At 71.4% G+C, this 19,522-nt stretch carries 18 protein-coding genes; 12 read left to right on the forward strand and 6 right to left on the reverse strand.

Annotation, left to right across the window (positions count from 1 at the left end):
• The coding region (locus FF041_RS06005) for a hypothetical protein (protein ID WP_153521348.1) at nucleotides 1–1,095 on the reverse strand (1,095 nt) is incomplete at its 3' end.
• A gap of 202 nt (nucleotides 1,096–1,297) precedes the next feature.
• A complete protein-coding gene (locus tag FF041_RS06010) occupies nucleotides 1,298–1,888 on the reverse strand; it encodes a cysteine hydrolase family protein (RefSeq protein WP_153521349.1) in 591 nt (196 codons plus the stop codon).
• A 136-nt stretch (nucleotides 1,889–2,024) separates the two neighbouring features.
• On the opposite strand from FF041_RS06010, the gene FF041_RS06015 reads away from it, so the two are divergent.
• The 6 genes from FF041_RS06015 (at nucleotide 2,025) to FF041_RS06040 (ending at nucleotide 8,488) form a co-directional block, all read left to right on the forward strand.
• Nucleotides 2,025–3,017, forward strand: coding sequence for a GlxA family transcriptional regulator (locus tag FF041_RS06015; protein ID WP_153521378.1), 993 nt, complete (start codon nucleotides 2,025–2,027; stop codon nucleotides 3,015–3,017).
• Between the two features lie 194 nt (nucleotides 3,018–3,211).
• Nucleotides 3,212–3,604: a PPOX class F420-dependent oxidoreductase gene (locus FF041_RS06020; protein ID WP_153521350.1), complete on the forward strand. Its 393-nt coding sequence runs from the start codon at nucleotides 3,212–3,214 to the stop codon at nucleotides 3,602–3,604.
• A gap of 150 nt (nucleotides 3,605–3,754) precedes the next feature.
• Nucleotides 3,755–4,597 carry a nitrilase-related carbon-nitrogen hydrolase gene (locus tag FF041_RS06025; RefSeq protein WP_153482653.1) on the forward strand — a complete coding sequence of 281 codons (843 nt, stop codon included), beginning with the start codon at nucleotides 3,755–3,757 and terminating at the stop codon, nucleotides 4,595–4,597.
• The gene (locus FF041_RS06030; protein WP_323391337.1) at nucleotides 4,594–5,871 is read left to right on the forward strand and encodes an aspartate aminotransferase family protein; all 1,278 of its coding nucleotides are present in this window, start codon (nucleotides 4,594–4,596) and stop codon (nucleotides 5,869–5,871) included. Before FF041_RS06025 ends, FF041_RS06030 begins: the two co-directional genes overlap by 4 nt.
• Nucleotides 5,872–6,003: 132 nt before the next feature.
• Nucleotides 6,004–7,410 (forward strand): dihydropyrimidinase, encoded by a 1,407-nt coding sequence (gene hydA / locus FF041_RS06035; RefSeq protein WP_153482655.1) that lies wholly within the window; start codon nucleotides 6,004–6,006, stop codon nucleotides 7,408–7,410.
• Nucleotides 7,411–7,486: 76 nt separating this feature from the next.
• Complete coding sequence (locus FF041_RS06040; RefSeq protein ID WP_153482656.1) at nucleotides 7,487–8,488, forward strand: TIGR03842 family LLM class F420-dependent oxidoreductase; 1,002 nt, start codon at nucleotides 7,487–7,489, stop codon at nucleotides 8,486–8,488.
• A 169-nt stretch (nucleotides 8,489–8,657) separates the two neighbouring features.
• Here FF041_RS06040 and FF041_RS06045 read toward each other — a convergent pair whose 3' ends face one another.
• Nucleotides 8,658–9,716, reverse strand: a complete 1,059-nt coding sequence (locus FF041_RS06045; RefSeq protein ID WP_153521351.1) for a lipoate--protein ligase family protein — start codon at nucleotides 9,714–9,716, stop codon at nucleotides 8,658–8,660.
• 183 nt (nucleotides 9,717–9,899) lie between these two features.
• On the opposite strand from FF041_RS06045, the gene FF041_RS06050 reads away from it, so the two are divergent.
• Nucleotides 9,900–11,669 carry a gamma-glutamyltransferase family protein gene (locus tag FF041_RS06050; protein ID WP_323391340.1) on the forward strand — a complete coding sequence of 590 codons (1,770 nt, stop codon included), beginning with the start codon at nucleotides 9,900–9,902 and terminating at the stop codon, nucleotides 11,667–11,669.
• A 41-nt stretch (nucleotides 11,670–11,710) separates the two neighbouring features.
• A complete protein-coding gene (locus FF041_RS06055; protein ID WP_153521352.1) occupies nucleotides 11,711–12,535 on the forward strand; it encodes an inositol monophosphatase family protein in 825 nt (274 codons plus the stop codon).
• A gap of 195 nt (nucleotides 12,536–12,730) precedes the next feature.
• On the opposite strand, the gene FF041_RS06060 is transcribed toward FF041_RS06055, so the two are convergent.
• Nucleotides 12,731–13,504, reverse strand: a complete 774-nt coding sequence (locus tag FF041_RS06060) for a nucleotidyltransferase domain-containing protein (RefSeq protein WP_153521353.1) — start codon at nucleotides 13,502–13,504, stop codon at nucleotides 12,731–12,733.
• Nucleotides 13,505–13,630: 126 nt separating this feature from the next.
• Between FF041_RS06060 and FF041_RS06065 the strand changes: the two genes are divergently transcribed.
• From FF041_RS06065 to FF041_RS06080, 4 genes are all read left to right on the forward strand, one after another.
• Nucleotides 13,631–15,046, forward strand: a complete 1,416-nt coding sequence (locus FF041_RS06065; RefSeq protein WP_153521381.1) for a phytoene desaturase family protein — start codon at nucleotides 13,631–13,633, stop codon at nucleotides 15,044–15,046.
• Nucleotides 15,043–15,567: an O-acetyl-ADP-ribose deacetylase gene (locus tag FF041_RS06070; protein ID WP_407698116.1), complete on the forward strand. Its 525-nt coding sequence runs from the start codon at nucleotides 15,043–15,045 to the stop codon at nucleotides 15,565–15,567. Before FF041_RS06065 ends, FF041_RS06070 begins: the two co-directional genes overlap by 4 nt.
• A 101-nt stretch (nucleotides 15,568–15,668) precedes the next feature.
• Entirely contained in the window at nucleotides 15,669–17,144 is a 1,476-nt protein-coding gene (locus tag FF041_RS06075; protein ID WP_153521354.1) for an AlkA N-terminal domain-containing protein, read from the forward strand.
• A gap of 13 nt (nucleotides 17,145–17,157) precedes the next feature.
• On the forward strand, nucleotides 17,158–17,652 hold the full coding sequence (locus tag FF041_RS06080) for a methylated-DNA--[protein]-cysteine S-methyltransferase (protein WP_153482662.1): 495 nt from the start codon (nucleotides 17,158–17,160) through the stop codon (nucleotides 17,650–17,652).
• Nucleotides 17,653–17,788: 136 nt separating this feature from the next.
• Here the strand turns inward: FF041_RS06080 and FF041_RS06085 are convergent, their stop codons facing one another.
• The gene (locus FF041_RS06085) at nucleotides 17,789–18,271 is read right to left on the reverse strand and encodes an NUDIX domain-containing protein (RefSeq protein WP_153482718.1); all 483 of its coding nucleotides are present in this window, start codon (nucleotides 18,269–18,271) and stop codon (nucleotides 17,789–17,791) included.
• A 15-nt stretch (nucleotides 18,272–18,286) separates the two neighbouring features.
• Nucleotides 18,287–19,357 (reverse strand): ADP-ribosylglycohydrolase family protein, encoded by a 1,071-nt coding sequence (locus tag FF041_RS06090; protein ID WP_153521355.1) that lies wholly within the window; start codon nucleotides 19,355–19,357, stop codon nucleotides 18,287–18,289.
• Between the last annotated feature and the right edge of the window lie 165 nt (nucleotides 19,358–19,522).

The raw sequence follows: 19,522 nt of genomic DNA on the forward strand, positions 1-19,522 counted from the left end.
CGTCGCCGACGCGGTGGAGGCGGTCCGCGCCCCGGCGGCGGGCACCCCGAGCTGCTTCAGGATCTCGTCGGAGAGCAGGTCTTCCTTGCCCTTGAGGGCGTCCGCGACCTTCTGATCGGTGGGGAACACCATCTCGGCCGCGATGTTGTCCTGCACGATCCGGGCGAGATTGTCCAGAGCGACGAATATCGGGTCACTGGGCGTCTCGACGGTCGGCAGGTCGATCAGGTGGGTGGCGACCTTGGCCGCGTTCATGCACCGCTTGATGATGATCGAAGCCTGGTTCAGATCGGCGGTCGTCCAGATCGACAGCACGACCGTGTACAGGTCCTTCCACGCCGCCTCTCCGATCTGGGCCCGCCACCGGTTCATGACGCCTTCCACACCGGAGATCTGGGCCGCCGCCGCATGCGTCATGTTCGTACGGATGCTGGGGTACACCTTGGCCGAGAAGTCCGCGAACGACGCCATGTCGAATGTCTTGCTCCGCACGGAAGCCTGGATGAACGCGACCGCCTCATCCAGGACCTTTCCGCAGGAAGTCACCAGCTCCGGCGGCAGATTCGCCTTGTCGAGCTGCTGGCGGGCGTTGATGAGCGTGGCGGCGTAGTCCTGAAGCGGGGTGATCCAGCCGTCCGTCGCGGGCCCCTTGAACGCGACCATCTTCAGGTCGTGCGGGTCGATGCGGCTGCCGATGGGGAGGTTGGGCACCTTGTCGCTCAGATACGGAGCCATGACCGAGAAGATCCCCAGAGGCACATGGCTGATCGACTTCGCCAGCTCGAAGATCTCGCCGACGGGGTTGACGGTCTCCAGCTGCTTTCCGTCGTGTATGAGGGTGAACTTGCCGCCCTTGGCGTCATTCTGGACGACGACGACCGGGCTCAGGCGCTTGATCAGGTCGGACTTGAGCGTGGCATAGTTTGTGCGCATACCGGCGTTGACGGCGCGTATCGCGGCGCGTGCCTGCGTCTCGGCGGCCGTCTCGGCCGTGGCCGCCTGAGCGGTGGCGGCGGATGCCTGGGTGGCGCTGCCCAGGAGGGTTACGGCGCTGACTGCGGAAGCGCCGCCGATGAAACCTCTTCGTGTGGCCATTGTCTTCCCTTCCGTCTTCGTTTGAAAGGCGTGTGCTCTGCCATTGCGTGGGGGGGCATTGCAGGGGTCTATTCCGTGGGGGATGGGGAAATGCATGCGGGCGGCTATGGGGTCCAGCCCGCGAGTTGCACGGGATCGCGCATGGGCAAGCGGAAATATCCGGTGGGGTGGAGAAGCGCTTGCGGCCGTGGTGTGCGCGAACTCAGACCAGGGACTTCTCGGACGGGACGACGACCCCGTAGAGGTCGGCGATCGTCGCGAGCGCACTGTGGTGGATCTGGCACGCGTGCAGCTCGGTGCCCGCCGACGGCAGAGACCGTGTCGCGCAGGCGTCGGCGACCACCGTGGGCCGGTTCCCGCGGAGGAACGCACCCTGCGCGGTGAACGCCACGCACATGTGCGTCATGAACCCCGCGACGATGACATCCTTGTGACCTGCGGCATCGACATGCTCACCGAGATCGGTGTCAAGGAACGCGTTCGGCGCTTGCTTGACCACGACCGGCTCGCCCGCGATCGGCGCCACGCTCGGGTGGATCTGGCCGATCTCCGCTCGGATGTCGTACGGGGTGCCCTCGCCGCCGTCGTTGATGACGTGGATGACCTTCGTGCCGGCCGCCCGGGCCCTTCGCAGCAGTGCGGCGGCGGAGTCGAGCGCATCCCGCCAGCCGTAAAGCTCCATCACGCCATGGACATAGGTGTTCTGATAGTCGATCAGGATCAGGGTCGCGTCGGCAAGGGACGCGGGCGTGTCATCGAAGCCATTGAGTTCACGCAGCGTCGTCGTAGGCATGGAAGTGCCACCTCAAGTCTTGTGCCAGGATGCGCAGTTCACGTCGTCGCGGTGAGCTGCGAGTAGAACGCTAATCCGACTGACGCGTGTCAACAATGGCATCTAGCATGCAGATATGGACATTACTTTTGCGCCCATGGGCCCCCTTAGACGGCTGATCGTGATCGTTCTCTTCGATGGCGTCGACCTGCTGGACGTCACCGGGCCGCCGGAAGTGTTCTCCCTGGTCCAGCGCGAGACCTGTGAGGTGACGAGTTATCAGATCGCCCTGGCGGCAGAGACCTTGGACCCGGTGACCACCTCGGCCGGGGTGCGGGTCCTCCCCGACATCACCTTCCGCGAGGCGTCCACGAGGAGTATCGACACCCTGCTGGTGCCCGGCTCGGTCGAGGTCGACAGCGAGGGCCGGGTGCACGCCCTCGCCGACCCGGTGGTGGTCGACTGGGTGAAGACGCTCGCCACAAGGACACGCCGGATCACATCCGTCTGCGTCGGAGCGCACATCCTGGCCGCCGCCGGGCTGCTCGACGGCAAGCGCGCCACCACCCACTGGTCGACCGCACAGCAACTCGCCGCCGACCACCCGATGGTCGAGGTCGACGCCGACCCGATCTTCATCCGGGAAGGCGATGTATGGACCGGCGCGGGGATCAGCGCCTGCCTGGATCTGTCGCTCGCCCTGGTCGCCGACGACTTCGGCGAGACCGTCGCGCTGCGCGTCGCCCGGCAGCTCGTGATGTATCTGAAGCGGCCGAGTGGGCAGAGTCAGTTCAGCGTCCCCCTGGAGCCCGTCTCCATGACACGGCGCGTCGAGGACCTGCGCCACTACGTCATGCGTCACATCAGCGATCAGCTCACCGCCGCGGACATCGCCGCGTACGCCCATGTCGGCGAGCGGCAGCTCGCCCGGATCTTCAAGTCCGAGCTCGGGACGACCCCGGCCGCGTACATCGAGTCGGCCCGTGTCGAGGCGGCGCGCAACCAACTCGAAGCCACCGATGTCACTCTTGAGCGGATCGCGTCCACCTGCGGGTTCGGCACGACCGACACCCTCATCCGGGCGTTCCGCCGACAGCTGGACACGACGCCGACGGAGTATCGGCGTCGGTTCCGAGCCGGCTCCCGCTGAGATAAGGAGACCGCCTCATCGCGGCCCGGCCGGCCGCCTCCGGCTGCCGGGCCCGCGCGGCCACCCTCTGCCGGGCCTGCGTCGCCCCCAGCCGGGTCGCCACGCCCGCCCCCGCCCGGCCAGGCCCAGCCACCCGACGGCACAGGGTGCCCGTCCCGGTGCCCCGGCGTCCCGGCGCGGCGTACGCTCGCGGAATGACCGCCGACGACTTCGCCGCCGCCAAGTACATCAGCCTGACCACCTTCCGTAAGAACGGCACTCCGGTCGCAACCCCCGTCTGGTTCGCCCAGGACGGCGGAAAACTGTATGTGTGGACCAACAGCGACTCCTGGAAGGTCAAGCGGCTGCGCCATGACAACCGGGTGACGGTGACCGTGTGCGACATCCGCGGAAACATCGCCGAGGGCGCGGTGAGCGCCTCGGGCACGGCGGAGCTGCTCGACGACGCCGTCGCGGTCCGCCGGCTGCTGGTCCGTAAGTACACCTGGCAGTTCTGGCTGGTGGACTGGCCCGCCGCCCTCGTACGACGGGGGAAGCGCCCCCACACCGCCATCGCGGTGACCCTCTCGGGCGACGCTCCGCGGTAGCCCCCTGTCCACCGCCCGGGTGAAACAAGATCGAATGCGTAGGTTCGCGGCGATGGTCTTGCCCCAGTGTGTGACGGGGCTTACGTTCTCTCTCTACGTACCGCGTCTACGTGCGTAGAGGCTCGCTGACGCCCGGCCCAAGGAGCAGCCATGGCCCATGTCGTACGCGCCGCGCTCGTCCAGGCGACCTGGACGGGCGACACCGAATCCATGATCGCCAAACATGAGGAGCACGCCCGTGCGGCGGCCCGCCAGGGCGCCCGGGTCATCGGCTTCCAAGAGGTCTTCAACGCGCCGTACTTCTGCCAGGTCCAGGAGCCCGAGCACTACCGCTGGGCCGAGCCGGTGCCCGACGGCCCCACCGTCCAGCGGATGCGGGAGCTCGCCCGGGAGACCGGCATGGTGATCGTCGCGCCGGTGTTCGAGATCGAGGGCGCGGGCTTCTACTACAACACCGCCGCCGTCATCGACGCCGACGGCTCCTATCTCGGCAAATACCGCAAGCACCATATTCCGCAGGTCAAAGGCTTCTGGGAGAAGTACTACTTCAGGCCGGGCAACGCGGGCTGGCCCGTCTTCGACACCGCGGTCGGCAAGATCGGCGTCTATATCTGCTACGACCGCCACTTCCCGGAGGGCTGGCGGCAACTCGGGCTCCAGGGAGCCCAGCTGGTCTACAACCCCTCCGCCACCTCGCGCGGACTCTCCGCCTACCTCTGGCAGTTGGAACAGCCCGCGGCGGCCGTCGCCAACGAGTACTTCATCGCCGCCATCAACCGCGTCGGCCAGGAGGAGTACGGCGACAACGACTTCTACGGCACCAGCTACTTCGTCGACCCCCGGGGACAGCTCGTCGGCGAGCCGGCCGGCGACAAGGCCGAGGAACTCCTCGTGCGCGACCTGGACTTCGATCTCATCGACACCGTGCGGCAGCAGTGGGCCTTCTACCGCGACCGGCGCCCCGACGCCTATGAGGGGCTGGTGCTGCCGTGACCCTCCACGACCGGCACCGGGCCGTCATCCCCGACTGGGCGGCCCTCTACTACCGGCGGCCCATCGAGCTCACCCACGGCGAGGGCCGCCATGTCTGGGACGCGGACGGCAACCGCTATCTCGACTTCTTCGGCGGCATCCTCACCACCATGACCGCCCACGCGCTCCCCGAGGTCACCAAGGCCGTCGCGGAACAGGCCGGACGGATCATCCACTCGTCCACCCTCTATCTCAACCGCCCGATGATCGAGCTCGCCGAGCGGGTCGCCGCCCTCTCCGGCATCCCCGACGCCCGGGTCTTCTTCACCACGTCCGGCACCGAGGCCAATGACACCGCCCTGCTGCTGGCCACCGCCTACCGGCGCTCCAACCAGGTGCTGGCGATGCGCAACAGCTACCACGGCCGGTCCTTCTCGGCCGTCTCCATCACCGGCAACCGCGCCTGGTCGCCCACCAGCCTCTCCCCGCTCCAGACGCTCTACGTCCACGGCGGGGTCCGCGGCCGGGGCCCCTACGCCCAGCTCTCCGACGAGCGGTTCATCGAGGCGTGCGTCGCCGATCTGGAGGATCTCCTCGGCCATACCCGCGAGGCCGCGGCCCTGATCGCCGAACCCGTCCAGGGCGTCGGCGGATTCACCTCCCCGCCCGACGGGCTCTTCGCCGCCTTCCGCGAGGTGCTCTCCCGGCACGGGGTGCTCTGGATCTCCGATGAGGTGCAGACCGGCTGGGGGCGCACCGGCGACCACTTCTGGGGCTGGCAGGCCCATGACGGCAACGGCCCGCCCGACATCCTCACCTTCGCCAAGGGCATCGGCAACGGCATGTCCATCGGCGGAGTCGTCGCCCCCGCCGCGATCATGAACTGTCTCGACGCCAACTCCATCTCGACCTTCGGCGGCTCCCCCGTCACCATGGCCGCCGGTCTCGCCAACCTCACCTATCTGCTGGAGCACGACCTCCAGGGCAACGCCCGCCGGGTCGGCGGGCTGCTGATCGAGCGGCTGCGCGCGATCACCGCCGGGACGCCGGTGGTACGGGAGGTACGCGGCCGGGGGCTGATGATCGGCGTCGAACTGGTCGTACCGGGCACCGACGAGGCGAACCCCGAGGCGGCGTCGGCGGTACTGGAGGCCGCCCGCGCGGGCGGACTGCTGATCGGCAAGGGCGGCGGCCACGACACCAGCGTGCTCCGCATCGCCCCGCCGCTCACCCTGACCGTCGCCGAGGCCGAAGAAGGCGCGTCGATCCTCGAAGAAGCCCTGCGCGAGGTCTGAAGGCCGCCCGCCCGGATCGAGCCCGGCCCGGATCGAGCCCGGCCCGGATCGAGCCCGGCCCGGCCCGATCCGATCCGGGCCAGGGGCCCGATGACCAGTCTTTCCGTACGTATGAGAGGGAGCGTCCCAGCAATGAGCAGCGCCCGCACCCTGATCCGCGGTGGTCTGGTCATCACCGCGGCGGACGAGATCCACGCGGATGTGTTGACCGAGGACGGCAGGATCGCCGCCCTCGCCGCGCACGGCTCCGCCGCCGCCGAGTCCTGGACCGCGGACCGGGTCATCGACGCCACCGGCCGCTATGTCATCCCGGGCGGCGTCGACGCGCACACCCATATGGAGCTGCCCTTCGGCGGCACCTCCGCCTCCGACACCTTCGAGACCGGCACCCGCGCCGCCGCCTGGGGCGGCACCACCACCATCGTGGACTTCGCCGTGCAGTCCGTCGGGCACTCGCTCCGCGCGGGCCTGGACGCCTGGTACGCCAAGGCGGACGGCGTGTGCGCCGTCGACTACGGCTTCCATATGATCCTCTCCGACGTCGACGAGCGGTCGCTCAAGGAGATGGACCGGCTGGTGGAGGAGGGCGTCACCTCCTTCAAGCTCTTCATGGCGTACCCCGGGGTCTTCTACAGCGACGACGGCCGGATCCTGCGGGCCATGCAGCGCTCCGCCCGCAACGGCGGGCTGATCATGATGCACGCGGAGAACGGGATCGCCATCGACGTCCTGGTGGAGCAGGCGCTCGCCGAGGGCCGCACCGACCCCCGCTACCACGGAGAGGTCCGCAAGGTCGTGCTCGAAGCCGAGGCGACCCATCGCGCCATCCAGCTGGCCCGGGTCGCCGGAGCCCCGCTCTATGTCGTCCATGTCTCCGCCGACGAGGCCGTCGCCGAGATCACCGCGGCCCGCGACAAGGGGCTGAACGTCTTCGGCGAGACCTGTCCGCAGTATCTCTTCCTCTCCACCGACCAGCTCGCCGAGCCGGACTTCGAGGGCGCGAAGTATGTGTGCAGTACGCCCCTGAGGCCCAAGGAGCACCAGGCGGCGCTCTGGCGGGGGCTGCGGACCAATGACCTCCAGGTGGTCTCCACCGACCACTGCCCGTTCTGCTTCACCGGGCAGAAGGAGCTGGGCCGGGGCGACTTCTCCAAGATCCCCAATGGGCTGCCGGGGGTGGAGAACCGGATGGACCTCCTCCATCAGGCCGTCCTGGACGGTCATCTCACCCGCCGCCGCTGGATCGAGATCGCCTGCGCCACCCCGGCCCGGATGTTCGGCCTCTATCCGAGGAAGGGCACCATCGCACCGGGCGCGGACGCCGACATCGTGATCTACGATCCGCACGCCGAGCAGACCCTCTCCGTGACCACCCATCATATGAACGTCGACTACAACGCCTACGAGGGCAGAAGGATCACCGGCCAGGTGGAGACCGTCCTCTCCCGCGGTGAGGTCGTCATCGACCAGCGCACCTACACCGGCCGGGCCGGGCACGGCCGGTACATCCCGCGCGGCACCTGTCAGTACCTCGTCTGAACGTCGTCCGAACGTCGTCCGAACCTTCGAAAACCGCGCCCGGCCGAGCAGTTGAGAGAGTGAGTGAGTGAGGCCCATGGACTTCGGAATCGTCCTCCAGACGGACCCGCCGGCCTCCGCCGTCGTCGAGCTGATGCAGCGTGCGGAACGGAACGGCTTCCGCTACGGCTGGACCTTCGACTCGGCGGTGCTCTGGCAGGAGCCCTTCGTCGTCCACAGCAGGATTCTGGACCATACGCGGAATCTGATCGTCGGCCCCATGGTGACCAACCCCGGCACCAGGACCTGGGAGGTCACCGCCTCCACCTTCGCGACGCTCAACGACATGTACGGCAACCGCACGGTCTGCGGCATCGGCCGCGGGGACTCCGCGATGCGGGTCGCCGGGCGGAAGCCGAACACCCTCGCCCGGCTCGGCGACGCCATCGACGCGATCCGCGATCTCGCCGAGGGCCGGGAGGCCGTCGTCGGCGGACAGCCGCTCCGGCTGCCCTGGGTGCGGAACGGGAAGCTGCCGGTGTGGATGGCCGCGTACGGGCCGAGGGCGCTGGCGCTCGCGGGCCAGAAGGCCGACGGTTTCATCCTCCAGCTCGCCGACCCCTATCTCACCGAGTCGATGGTCACCGCCGTGCGTACCGCCGCGTCCGACGCCGGACGGGACCCGGACGCGGTGACGGTCTGTGTGGCCGCGCCCGCCTATGTCAGCGACGACCTCGGCCACGCCCGGGACCAGTGCCGCTGGTTCGGCGGCATGGTCGGCAACCATGTCGCCGATCTGGTCGCCCGCTACGGCGAGCACTCCGCGCTGGTGCCCGAGGCCCTCACCGCGTACATCAAGGCCCGTGAGGGCTATGACTACAGTCACCACGGCCGTGCCGGGAATCCGTCCGCCGACTTCGTGCCGGACGACATCGTCGACCGCTTCTGTCTGCTCGGCCCGGCCGAGGCGCATATCGAGAAGCTGCGGACGCTGCGCGGCCTGGGGGTTGACCAGTTCGCCGTGTACGACATGCACGACGCGAAGGAGGCGACGATCGACGTGTACGGCTCCGAGATCATCCCCGCGCTGACCCGCTGACCCGCTGACCCGCTGGCCCGTTGCCGCGCTGACCTGCGGGCCCGCCGCCCTGCTGACCCGCTGGCCGACTGACTGACTGGCTGGCCTGCTGCCCCGTTGACTCGCCGGACCCGCCGGACCCGCCGCCCTTCGGGCGGCCGGCCCCCGGCTCCCCTGGACGCGCTCCCGGTCACGGCACCCGCGCGGTCCACTCCGCCGTGCCGAACTTCCCGGCCGCCAACTCCCGCGCCCTGGCCATCTCCCGCTCCGACACCCCGCCGTCCGTGAGCCCGTACCGGCCCCGGAAAGAGTCGATCATCCGCTCGATGACGGCCTCGCGCGGCAGCCCCGTCTGCCGCCGCAGCGGATCCACCCGCTTCTTCGCGCTCTTGGTGCCCTTGTCGGAGAGCTTCTCCCGGCCGATGCGCAGCACCTCCAGCATCTTGTCCGCGTCGATGTCGTACGCCATCGTCACATGGTGCAGCACCGCCCCCTGTCCGCCGCCCGCCAGCCGCTTCTGCGCCGCGCCCGCGATCTTCCCCGCCTCGGTCGCGATGTCGTTGAGCGGCTGGTACCAGGCCTTCACCCCCATATCGCCGAGCGCGCCCAGCACCCAGTCGTCCAGATAGGCGTAGCTGTCGGCGAACGAGAGCCCCGAGACCAGGGCGTCCGGCACGGAGAGCGAGTAGGTGATGGTGTTGCCGGGCTCGATGAACATCGCCCCGCCGCCGCTGATCCTGCGCACCACCGTGATCCCGTGCCGCTCCGCCGCGTCGAGGTCCACCTCGTTGCGGAGCGACTGGAAGCTCCCGATCACCACAGTGGGCGCACCCCACTCCCACACCCGCAGCGTCGGCGGTCGCACCCCGGCGGCCACCTCGGCGGTGATGACCTCGTCCAGGGCCATATGCAGAGCGGGCGACTGGGGACCGTCGTGGACGAGCTGCCAGTCGTAGTCGGTCCAGTCGGTGGCGTGCGCGAGCGCCCGGCGGACCGCCACGCCGATGCCCTCCGAGGTCAGCCCGAACATCTCCGTGCCGGGCGGCAGCGCCGCGTCGATACGGGCCGCGAGACCCGAGGCGTCCGTATCGGCCGGAGCGCCCTCCAGCGCGCCGTCGATCGCGACGATGGCTTCGTCGGGCTCCAGGAAGAAGTCCCCGGCGACCCGCACATTCCGCAGTACGCCGTCCTCCGCGTCGAGATCGACGACCACGAGCTTGCCGCCCGGAACCTTGTACTCGCCGTGCATCCCGTAGTCCTCCGGCTTGACCCGCCCGCATACATGCGGTGAACACGCAAATCGTACTCCGCGGCGGACGGCGGGCCCCGGGCCGTGCGACGCCGGGTGCTCATCGCCTGCGGCGGACGGCGGGCAGACCGATAACCTGCGCGAACGTCCGGTACACGCCCCCGCCGTCAGAAAAGGTCCGTCGTGTTCACCACCCGCCCCACCCTCCAGGGCACCTTCGGCATGGTGTCCTCCACCCACTGGCTCGCCTCGCAGTCCGCGATGGCCGTCCTCGAAGACGGCGGCAACGCCTATGACGCCGCCGTCGCCGCCGGTTTCGTCCTCCAGGTCGTCGAACCGCATCTGTGCGGACCCGCCGGCGAGGTCCCCGTCATCGTCGCCCCCGCCGGCGGCGCGGTACGGGTCCTCTGCGGCCAGGGGCCCGCGCCCGCCGGGGCGAGCATCCCCCACTACCGCTCCCTCGGACTCGATCTCGTCCCCGGCACCGGGCCGCTGGCCGCCGCCGTGCCCGGGGCCTTCGACGCATGGCTGGTGCTGCTGCGCGACCTCGGCACCCGGTCCCTCGCGGAGGTCCTGCGGTACGCCATCGGCTACGCCGAGGACGGCCATCCGCCCGTCGAACGGGTCGGCCAGACCGTGGAAACGGTCCGCGAGCTCTTCGAGAAGGAGTGGACCTCGTCCGCCGCGGTCTATCTGCCCGGCGGGCGTCCCCCCGCCCCCGGCGAGCTCTTCCGCAACCCCGCCCTCGCCGCGACCTGGCGGCGGCTGCTCGCCCAGAGCGCCGGCGGCGGCCGGGAACAGGAGATAGAGACCGCCCGCCGGATCTGGCGCGAGGGCTTCATCGCCGAAGCGCTGCTGCGCCAGTCCGCCCGTCCCACCCTGGACACCAGCGGAGAGCGTCACACCGGAACCCTGACCGCCGCCGACCTCGCGAACTGGTCGGCGGGGTGGGAGCCGCCCGCGACCCACGACTGGAACGGCTGGACCGTGTGCAAGGCCGGCGGCTGGAGCCAGGGCCCCGCCCTGCTGCAACAGCTGGCGCTGCTCCCGGACGAGCTGCCCGAGCCCGGCTCGGAGGAGTACGTCCATCTGCTGGTCGAGGGCTGCAAACTGGCGATGGCCGACCGGGAGGCCTGGTACGGCGACGCGGCCGAGGTCCCGCTCGGCGAGCTCCTCTCGCCCGGGTACAACACCGCCCGGCGCGAGCTGATCGGGGAGCGGGCCTCGTACGAGCTGCGCCCCGGCAGCCCCGGCGGGCTCACGCCCCGGCTGAGCCCCCGCGCCCTGGACGCCGCGCGGCCCGCGGCCCCGGGCGGCGGCGAGCCGACCGTCGCCCGGTCCGGACTGAGCCGGGGCGACACCTGCCAGCTCGACATCGTCGACCGCTGGGGCAATATGGTCGCCGCGACCCCCAGCGGCGGCTGGCTCCAGTCCAACCCGGTCGTCCCCGAACTGGGCTTCGCGCTCGGCACCCGCCTCCAGATGGCATGGCTGGACCCCGGGCTGCCGAACTCCCTGACCCCGGGCCGCAGACCGCGCACCACCCTCACCCCGTCGATCGCCCTGCGGGACGGCGAGGCGGTCCTCGCGTTCGGCACCCCCGGCGGAGACCAGCAGGACCAGTGGCAGCTGCACTTCCTGCTCGCGGCGGCGCTCCGGCCCCCGGTCCGCGGCGGGCTCGACCTCCAGGGCGCGATCGACGCGCCCAACTGGCACAACGACTCCTTCCCCGGATCCTTCCACCCCCGGGGCATGCGGCCCGGCAGCGTCACCGTCGAGTCCCGCATCGGGGACGGGGTGATCGCCGGACTGCGGGCCCGGGGCCATGACGTCACGGTCGGCGGCCCCTGGTCGGAGGGCAGGCTCTGCGCGGTCGCCAGGGACCCCCGTACGGGAGTGCTCTCGGCCGCCGCGAACCCCAGGGGAATGCAGGGTTACGCGGTGGGGCGGTGACCCGGTGACCGGATGTCGCGCACCCATGCTTAGCTGGTCATATGATCGATGACTTTCTGACCGGGGACCTTTCCGACGTCGAGGAGGCGATCCGCAAGGCGGCGGCTGCCGAGATCATGCCGCGATGGCGTCAGCTCGCCGCGCACGAGATCGTGCAGAAGAGCGGTCCGCACGACCTGGTGACCACGGCCGACCGCCTCGCCGAGGAGCACCTCACCGCCTCGCTGACCGCTCTGCTGCCCGGCTCGGTGGTGGTCGGCGAGGAGGCGGTGCACGCGGACCCCTCGATATACGACGCCATCCGCGGCGAAGCGCCCGTGTGGATCGTCGACCCGGTCGACGGGACACGGCAGTTCGTCCGGGGCGAACAGGGCTTCTGCACCCTGGTCGCGCTCGCGGTACGGGGCGAGGTGCTGGCCTCCTGGACCTATGCTCCCGCGCTCGACCAGATGGCGACGGCCCGCAAGGGCGCGGGCGCCTGGCTGGGATCCGAGCGGCTGCTCCCGGGGGCGCCCGAGCCCGGGGCGGACCTGGAAGTGGCCATGTCCCACCCGGACTACACGACCGATGAGCAGAAGCGCGCGCTGCTCGCCCTCGACACGGCGGGCGTGCGCGGCCGTCCGTGCGGCTCCGCCGGTCTGGAGTATCTGGGCATCGCCCGCGGCATGGTGGACGCGGTGGCGTTCTCCTGGGAGCTCGCGTGGGACCACGCGGCGGGGCTGCTGCTGGTGGCGGAGGCCGGGGGCGCCGATCTGACGCTCACGGGGGAGCCGTTCCGTATCGCCGGGGGGAACACGCTGCCGTTCACGGCCGCGCGCACCCCGGAGACGGCGGAGCGCGTCCGCGCCCTGCTGGCCTCCGGCTGACGCGCGTTCGCCCGCCGAGGGGAGCGGGGGAGCCGCCGCCGGGCGGGCGTGTCCGGTGCGCCGGGCACGCGCCCGCCCGTCGGGAAGCGCCCGGCACTCACCGGGTGCTTCCCAGCCAGCGCTTCCCGCCCGGCGCTCCTCACCAGGCGCGGCGCACCCGGCGCTTCCCGACGGGCGGGCGCGCGTCCGGTGCGCTCACGCCCACAGTGCCCGGACCTCGCGGACCACCTCGTCCGCCTGTTCCACCGCGCCCCGGTCCAGCGTCCGCAGCGCCTGCGACACCCGCTCCGCGAAACCCTCCGGAGTGTCACGCAGGGCCGCCGCCCCCGCCAGCGCGCCCTTCTCGTTCAGACACCACTCCCCGTGGTGCGCGAAGAGGGCCTGGGTCAGCAGGCCGAACGCCCGCGCCAGACAGAGCGACACATGCAGGGCGTCCCCCGCCCCCGCCGATTTCGCCGCCGCCGCGACCGAGAACTCCGCTTCCCACGACGCGGCCGTCAGCGCCTCGCGCAGCGCCTCCGGATAGCGCCGGGTCTCCTCCCGCAGCGCCGTCAGCTCCCCTCCCGGATCGGCCAGCACCCGGCAGAGCGCCACCTCGCCCGGATACGCGGGCGACCAGAATCCCAGCGGATGCCCGGCCTGCGCCCCCACCTCGTAACGGCCTTGGCGGCACTCCTCCCAGACCCGCTCCACCCGGTCCAGATCCCGCAGGATCCAGTCCACCGCGACGCCGTCCACCCGCAGCCAGGCCCCGCCGTTGACCCAGGGTCCCCAGTCGCCCGGAGCGGCCACCTCCACCGGCCCGCCGGTGATCCCGGCCGCCAGCGACGCCAGCGCGCCGGTGTCGACCGTGCCCCGGTAGTAGACGCCGAGATCCCAGTCCGAGTCCGGCCGGTGGGCGCCCCGGGCGCGGCTGCCGCCCAGCGACACCGCCCGTACGCCGGCCACCTCCGTCAGTCGTTCTGTCATGGTTTCGAGAAAGGAAGGCATGTTGATCATCGGCTGGCACGGTACCGGAGCCCGCGCTGTCGGCGCCCGGGAATATCCTGGGACTTCCGGCCGCCGGCTGATCGAAGGAGTCCAGGAGTGTCGTCGATGCTCGATGTGGTCGTCGTGGGGGCGGGCCCCAATGGGCTGACGGCCGCGGTCGAACTGGCCCGCAGGGATTTCGATGTCGAAGTCTTCGAGGCGAAGGAGACCGTCGGGGGCGGCGCGCGGACCGAGGAGCTGACCCTTCCCGGCTTCCGCCATGACCCCTGCTCCGCGGTGCACCCCCTCGGCATCGGCTCCCCGGCCTTCGGGAACATGCCCCTCGGGCGGTACGGACTGGAGTGGCTCCACCCGGAGCTGCCGATGGCGCACCCCTTCGACGACGGCACGGCCGCGGTGCTCTCCCGCTCGGTCGCCGAGACGGCCGCCTCCTTCGGGCCGCGCGACGCGGGCGTCTACCGCCGGCTGATGGCGCCCTACCTCGGCCGCTGGGATGTGCTGGCCAAGGACTTCATGTCCCTGCCGCTGAGCGCGCTGCCGCGCGACCCGCTGGGCCTCGCCCGGTTCGGCGCCGTCGGGCTCCAGCCGTACAGCTGGCTGATGCGCCGCTTCGGCGACGACCGGGCCAGAGCCCTGATGGCCGGGCTCGTCGCCCATGTGATCGCCCCGCTCGGCTCCGTCGCGACCAGCGGCGTCGGCATGCTCTTCGCGCTCGCCGCGCATGAGAACGGCTGGCCGCTGCCGCGCGGCGGCTCCCAGGCGATCCCCGACGCGCTCACCCGCTATCTGAAGGACCTCGGCGGCGCCGTGCACACCGGTTTCGAGGTCAAGCGGCTGGACGATCTCCCGCCGGCCCGCGCCTATGTCTTCGACACCTCGCCCACCGCCGTCGCCCGGATCGCCGGCCTCGGCCGCGCCTACGAGAACTTCCGGTACGGGGCAGCCGCGTTCAAAATCGACTACGCGCTGGACGGGCCGGTCCCCTGGACGGCGGCCGAGGCCCGCCGCGCGGGCACGGTCCAGATCGGCCCGTCCAGCGGCGAGATCGCCACCGCGCTGCGGCAGGCGACCACCGGCACCGCCCCCGACACCCCGTTTCTGATCACCGCCCAGCCGAGTCTCGTCGATCCGTCCCGGGCCCCCGAGGGCAGACATGTCTTCTGGGCTTACGGCCATGTCCCGCACGGCTGGGACGGCGATCTCACCGACGCCGTCGAGCGGCAGATCGAACGCTTCGCGCCCGGCTTCCGCGACCGGGTCCTCGCCCGGGCCGTCGCCGGACCCGCCGAGCTCGCCGCCCGCAACGCCAACTATGTCGGCGGCGACATCGCCTGCGGCTCGGCGGCCGGGCTGCAACTGCTCTTCCGGCCCGGGATCTCCCTCTTCCCCTACCGGACCCGGCACCCCTCGGTATTCCTCTGCTCCTCCGCCGCCTGGCCCGGCCCCGGAGTGCACGGCATGTCCGGTCACAATGCGGCCAAAGCGGTCTGGCGGGCGCTCCGAAAGGCCGATGCGCGGTGACCGGAACCGGTGTGGACATCCATCTCGTCCAAGGCGACATCACCACGATGTCCGTGGACGCCATCGTCAACGCCGCCAACTCCTCGCTGCTCGGCGGCGGCGGAGTCGACGGCGCGATCCACCGCCGGGGCGGCCCCGGGATCCTCGCCGAGTGCCGCGCCCTGCGCGCCTCGCGCTACGGCCGGGGGCTGCCGACCGGCCAGGCGGTCGCCACCACCGCCGGACGCCTCGACGCGGCCCATGTGATCCACACCGTGGGCCCGGTCTGGTCGGGCGAGGAGGACCGCAGCGCGCTGCTCGCCTCCTGTTACCGGGAGTCACTGCGGGTGGCGGCGGAGCTCGGCGCTCAGTCCGTCGCGTTTCCCGCGATCTCGACCGGGATCTACGGCTGGCCGATGGACGACGGCGCGCGGATCGCGCTCCGCACGGTCCGGGAAGCGGCGCTCCCGCCGGTGACCACGGTCTGGTTCGTGCTGTTCGACGCATACGCGTACGGAGAGTTCGCGGCCCAGCTGCGCTGAGTAGGCGAGCTGAGACATGAGAGGCGCGCAGCCCCTGGCAGGGCGAGGACGATGTCGTTTTTCTGCCAGCGGCTCGTACTCCCATGTCCCATGCTTGAGTCATGCACGCCGACACCGAGCGCTGTGTACGAGCCGTTCAGTCGAAGGACTCCCGATTCGACGGCTGGTTCTTCACGGCCGTACTGACCACAGGCATCTACTGCCGTCCCAGCTGCCCCGTGGTACCCCCCAAGCCCGAGAACATGACCTTCTACCCGAGCGCCGCCGCCTGCCAGCAGGCCGGATTCCGCGCCTGCAAGCGCTGCCGCCCCGACACCAGCCCCGGCTCACCGCAGTGGAACGCCCGCGCCGACGCCGTCGCCCGCGCCATGCGGCTGATCGGAGACGGCATCGTGGACCGCGAGGGCGTACCGGGCCTGGCCGCCCGCCTCGGCTACTCCACCCGCCAGATCGAGCGCCAGCTCCGCGCCGAGCTGGGCGCGGGCCCGCTCGCCCTGGCCCGCGCCCAGCGCGCCCAGACCGCGCGTCTGCTCGTCGAGACCACCGCCATGCCCATGGCGGAGATCGCCTTCGCCGCCGGATTCTCCTCCGTACGCGCCTTCAACGACACCGTACGGGAGGTCTTCGCGCTCGCCCCCGGCGAACTGCGCGCCCGCGCCGCCCGCGGCGGCTCCACACCCCCGCCCGCCCCCGGCGCGATCGAGCTGAGGCTGCCGTACCGGGAGCCGCTCAACCCCAGCAATCTCTTCGGCCATCTCGCCGCCACCGGCGTCCCCGGGGTCGAGGAGTGGCGCGAGGGCTCCTACCGGCGCACCCTCCGCCTCCCCTACGGGCACGGCATCGTCGCCCTCGCCCCCTGGCCCCGGCATATCGCCTGCCGGCTCTCCCTCACCGATCCGCGTGATCTCACCATCGCGATCAGCCGCTGCCGCTGGATGCTCGACCTGGACGCCGATCCCGTGGCGATCGACGACCGGCTGCGCGACGACCCCCTGCTCCGGCCGCTGGTGGACCAGGCGCCCGGCCGCAGGGTCCCGAGGACCGTGGACGCGGCCGAGTTCGCCGTACGGGCCGTGCTCGGCCAGCAGGTCTCCACGGCCGCCGCCCGCACCCACGCGGCCCGGCTGGTCACCGCGTACGGCGACCCCGTCGACGACCCCGAGGGCGGGCTCACCCATCTCTTCCCGTCCCCCACGGCCCTGGCGGCGCTGGACCCCGGGACCCTCGCGCTGCCCCGCAGCCGCCGGACCACGCTGACCACCCTGGTGGCGGCGCTCGCCGATGGATCGCTGCGGCTGGGGGCCGACAGCGACTGGGAGGAGGCCCGCGCCCTGCTCCGCGCGCTGCCCGGCTTCGGACCCTGGACGGTCGAGGTGATCGCCATGCGCGCCCTCGGCGACCCCGACGCCTTCCTCCCCTCCGACCTCGGCATGCGCCGGGCCGCCGCCGGACTCGGTCTGCCCGCCACCCCGGCGGCCCTCACCGCGCACGCGGCGGCATGGCGGCCCTGGCGGGCGTACGCGGTCCAATATCTTTGGGCCACCGAGACCCATCCGATCAACTACCTCCCGGAATAAGGAAGTCGAAGCCATGACCAGGCAGTACACGGTCGTCGACAGCCCCTATGGAGCGCTGACGCTCGTCGCGACCGACGGGGTGCTGAGCGGCCTGTATATGACCGACCAGCGCCACCGCCCGGACGAGACGACCTTCGGCGAGCCGGACGCCACGCCCTTCGGCGAGACGATCCGCCAGCTGGAGGCGTACTTCGCCCGCGAGCTCACCGAGTTCGACGTACCGATGCGGCTGGAGGGGACGGAGTTCCAGCGCAGCGTATGGGAGCGGCTGCTGGCGATCCCCTACGGAGAGACCCGGACCTATGGGGAGCTCGCCGAGGAGCTGGGCAAGCCGAGCGCGTCACGGGCGGTGGGACTGGCGAACGGGAAGAACCCGGTGTCGATCATCGTGCCGTGCCACCGGGTGATCGGCTCCACGGGGAGCCTGGTGGGGTACGGGGGAGGGCTGCCCCGTAAGAAGCGCCTGCTGGCCTTCGAATCGGCTACCCGGGACGACGCCCTCTTCTGATCCCTCCGGGACCCGTCCGCCGACCGTGACCAGGGGGACACCGCCCCCCTGGCCACGCCAGACCCTCCAGGAGCCGGGGCAGCGCCATGCCGATCGGCCCCAGAGGCCGGCTGCCCGCCCCGACCCAGGGGCCCGCTCACCCCACCGGCAGCCCGTCCACCAGCTCCACCGGCCCGCTCCCCGCGTCCAGCGCGTCCAGCGCCGCCAGGACCCGTCCCCTCAGCGCCCCCAGCAGATGCGCCGGGATCTCCGCACGGGAGACCAGACGCCAGGAGAGCAGCTCCTCCTCCTGGATCCGGATCCCGTTCAGCGCCTCCTCGGCCAGCACCCCGCCGTCGTACAGATAGGCCGCGATCGGCGGACGTGCCGGACCCCTGCCCCAGTCGATCGCGAGCAGCGCGCCCGGCGCCAGGTCCAGCCCGATCTCCTCCCGGGTCTCCCGGCGGGCGGCCTGGCGCGGAGTCTCGCCCCGGTCCGCCTCCACCGTCCCGCCGGGCAGCGCCCAGCCCTCCCGGTAGTTGGGCTCCACCACCAGAATCCGTCCCTCCGTGTCACGGAAGAGGGTGGCGGCAGCGGCCAGACAACGAGGCAGGGAGGCGATATACGCCGCATAGTCCATGGTCACAGCAGCACCCTAGGCGGTGACGGCCAACCGGACCGTACGCTCGGCCAGTTCACCGATGCGCGCGTTGTCGAAGCCGAACACCGCGCTGCGCACCCGGTCCCGCAGTGGTTCGGTCCACTGGGCCGGGATCGCGGCGGCCCCGCGGAGCACCCCCGCGACCGATCCCGCGGTCGCCCCGTTGGAGTCGGTGTCCAGCCCGCCCCGCACGGTGAGCGCGAGGGTGCTGGTGAACTCGCCCTCGCCGTAGAGCAGCCCGGCGGTGATGACGCCGGCGTTGGGCACGGAGTGGATCCAGTGGAGCTCCCCGGTGCGGGACGCCAGCTCGTCCAGGGTGTCGGACCAGTCGGCCCCCGCCTCGTACAGCGCCGTCGTGTGGCGGACGGTGCGGGCCAGTCTGCTGCTCGCGGGGATCTGTTCGAGCGCTGTGCCGATCGCGTCGCGCGGTCCGCTCGCGGTGAACGCGGCGGAGATCAGCGCGGCGGCCCACATCGCGGCCCAGACGCCGTTCCCCTGGTGGGAGAGGACCGCGTCGCGGCGGGCGAGCGCGGCGGCGCGGGACGGATCGCCCGGCGAGGTCCAGCCGAAGACATCCGCGCGGATCAGCGCGCCGATCCATTCCTGGTACGGATTGTCGTGCGACGCGACCTGCGGCGGTTTCAGCCCGTTCGCGAGATTGCGGTACGCGACCCGTTCCGCGGTGAACGTCTGGAGATACGGCAGCCGCCGCAGCCACATCTCGCCCACCTGCTCGGTGGTGAAGGAGAAGCCGTGGGATTCCAGCAGATGCAGCCCGAGGATCGCGTAGTCGACGTCGTCGTCACGGCAGCTGCCGTTGATCCGGCCGCGTACGCAACTCGGCCACTCCGGGCGCAGCTCGAACTCGCCGGGCGGTGCGTCGGGCGGGGGAGGGGGGAGATAGTCGGTGAGGGGGAGCGCGTCCGTACGGCGCAGATAGCGGTCGATGCGCTCGCGTGTCCAGTACTCGCCGCGTTCCACGGGTTTGCCGAGCATATTGCCCGCGATTCTGCCCAGCCAGCCGCCGAGGATCCGGTCGGACAGCTCCGCATGTTGTAGACCCATGGATGGGGTGTACCCCGGCGGAGGGCGGCATGTCCGTCACCCGGGCGGCGCGTCGGCACCGGCTTCGGCGCGGCGGGGAGCAGCGGTGGGGAGCAGGGGCCGCCGGGGACGACGTGGGCCCGGACGCCGATGGCGTCCGGGCCCACGTCAGTCCCCGCTGCGGGA

This window comes from Streptomyces jumonjinensis (assembly GCF_009600885.1).
Lineage (GTDB): Bacteria > Actinomycetota > Actinomycetes > Streptomycetales > Streptomycetaceae > Streptomyces > Streptomyces jumonjinensis.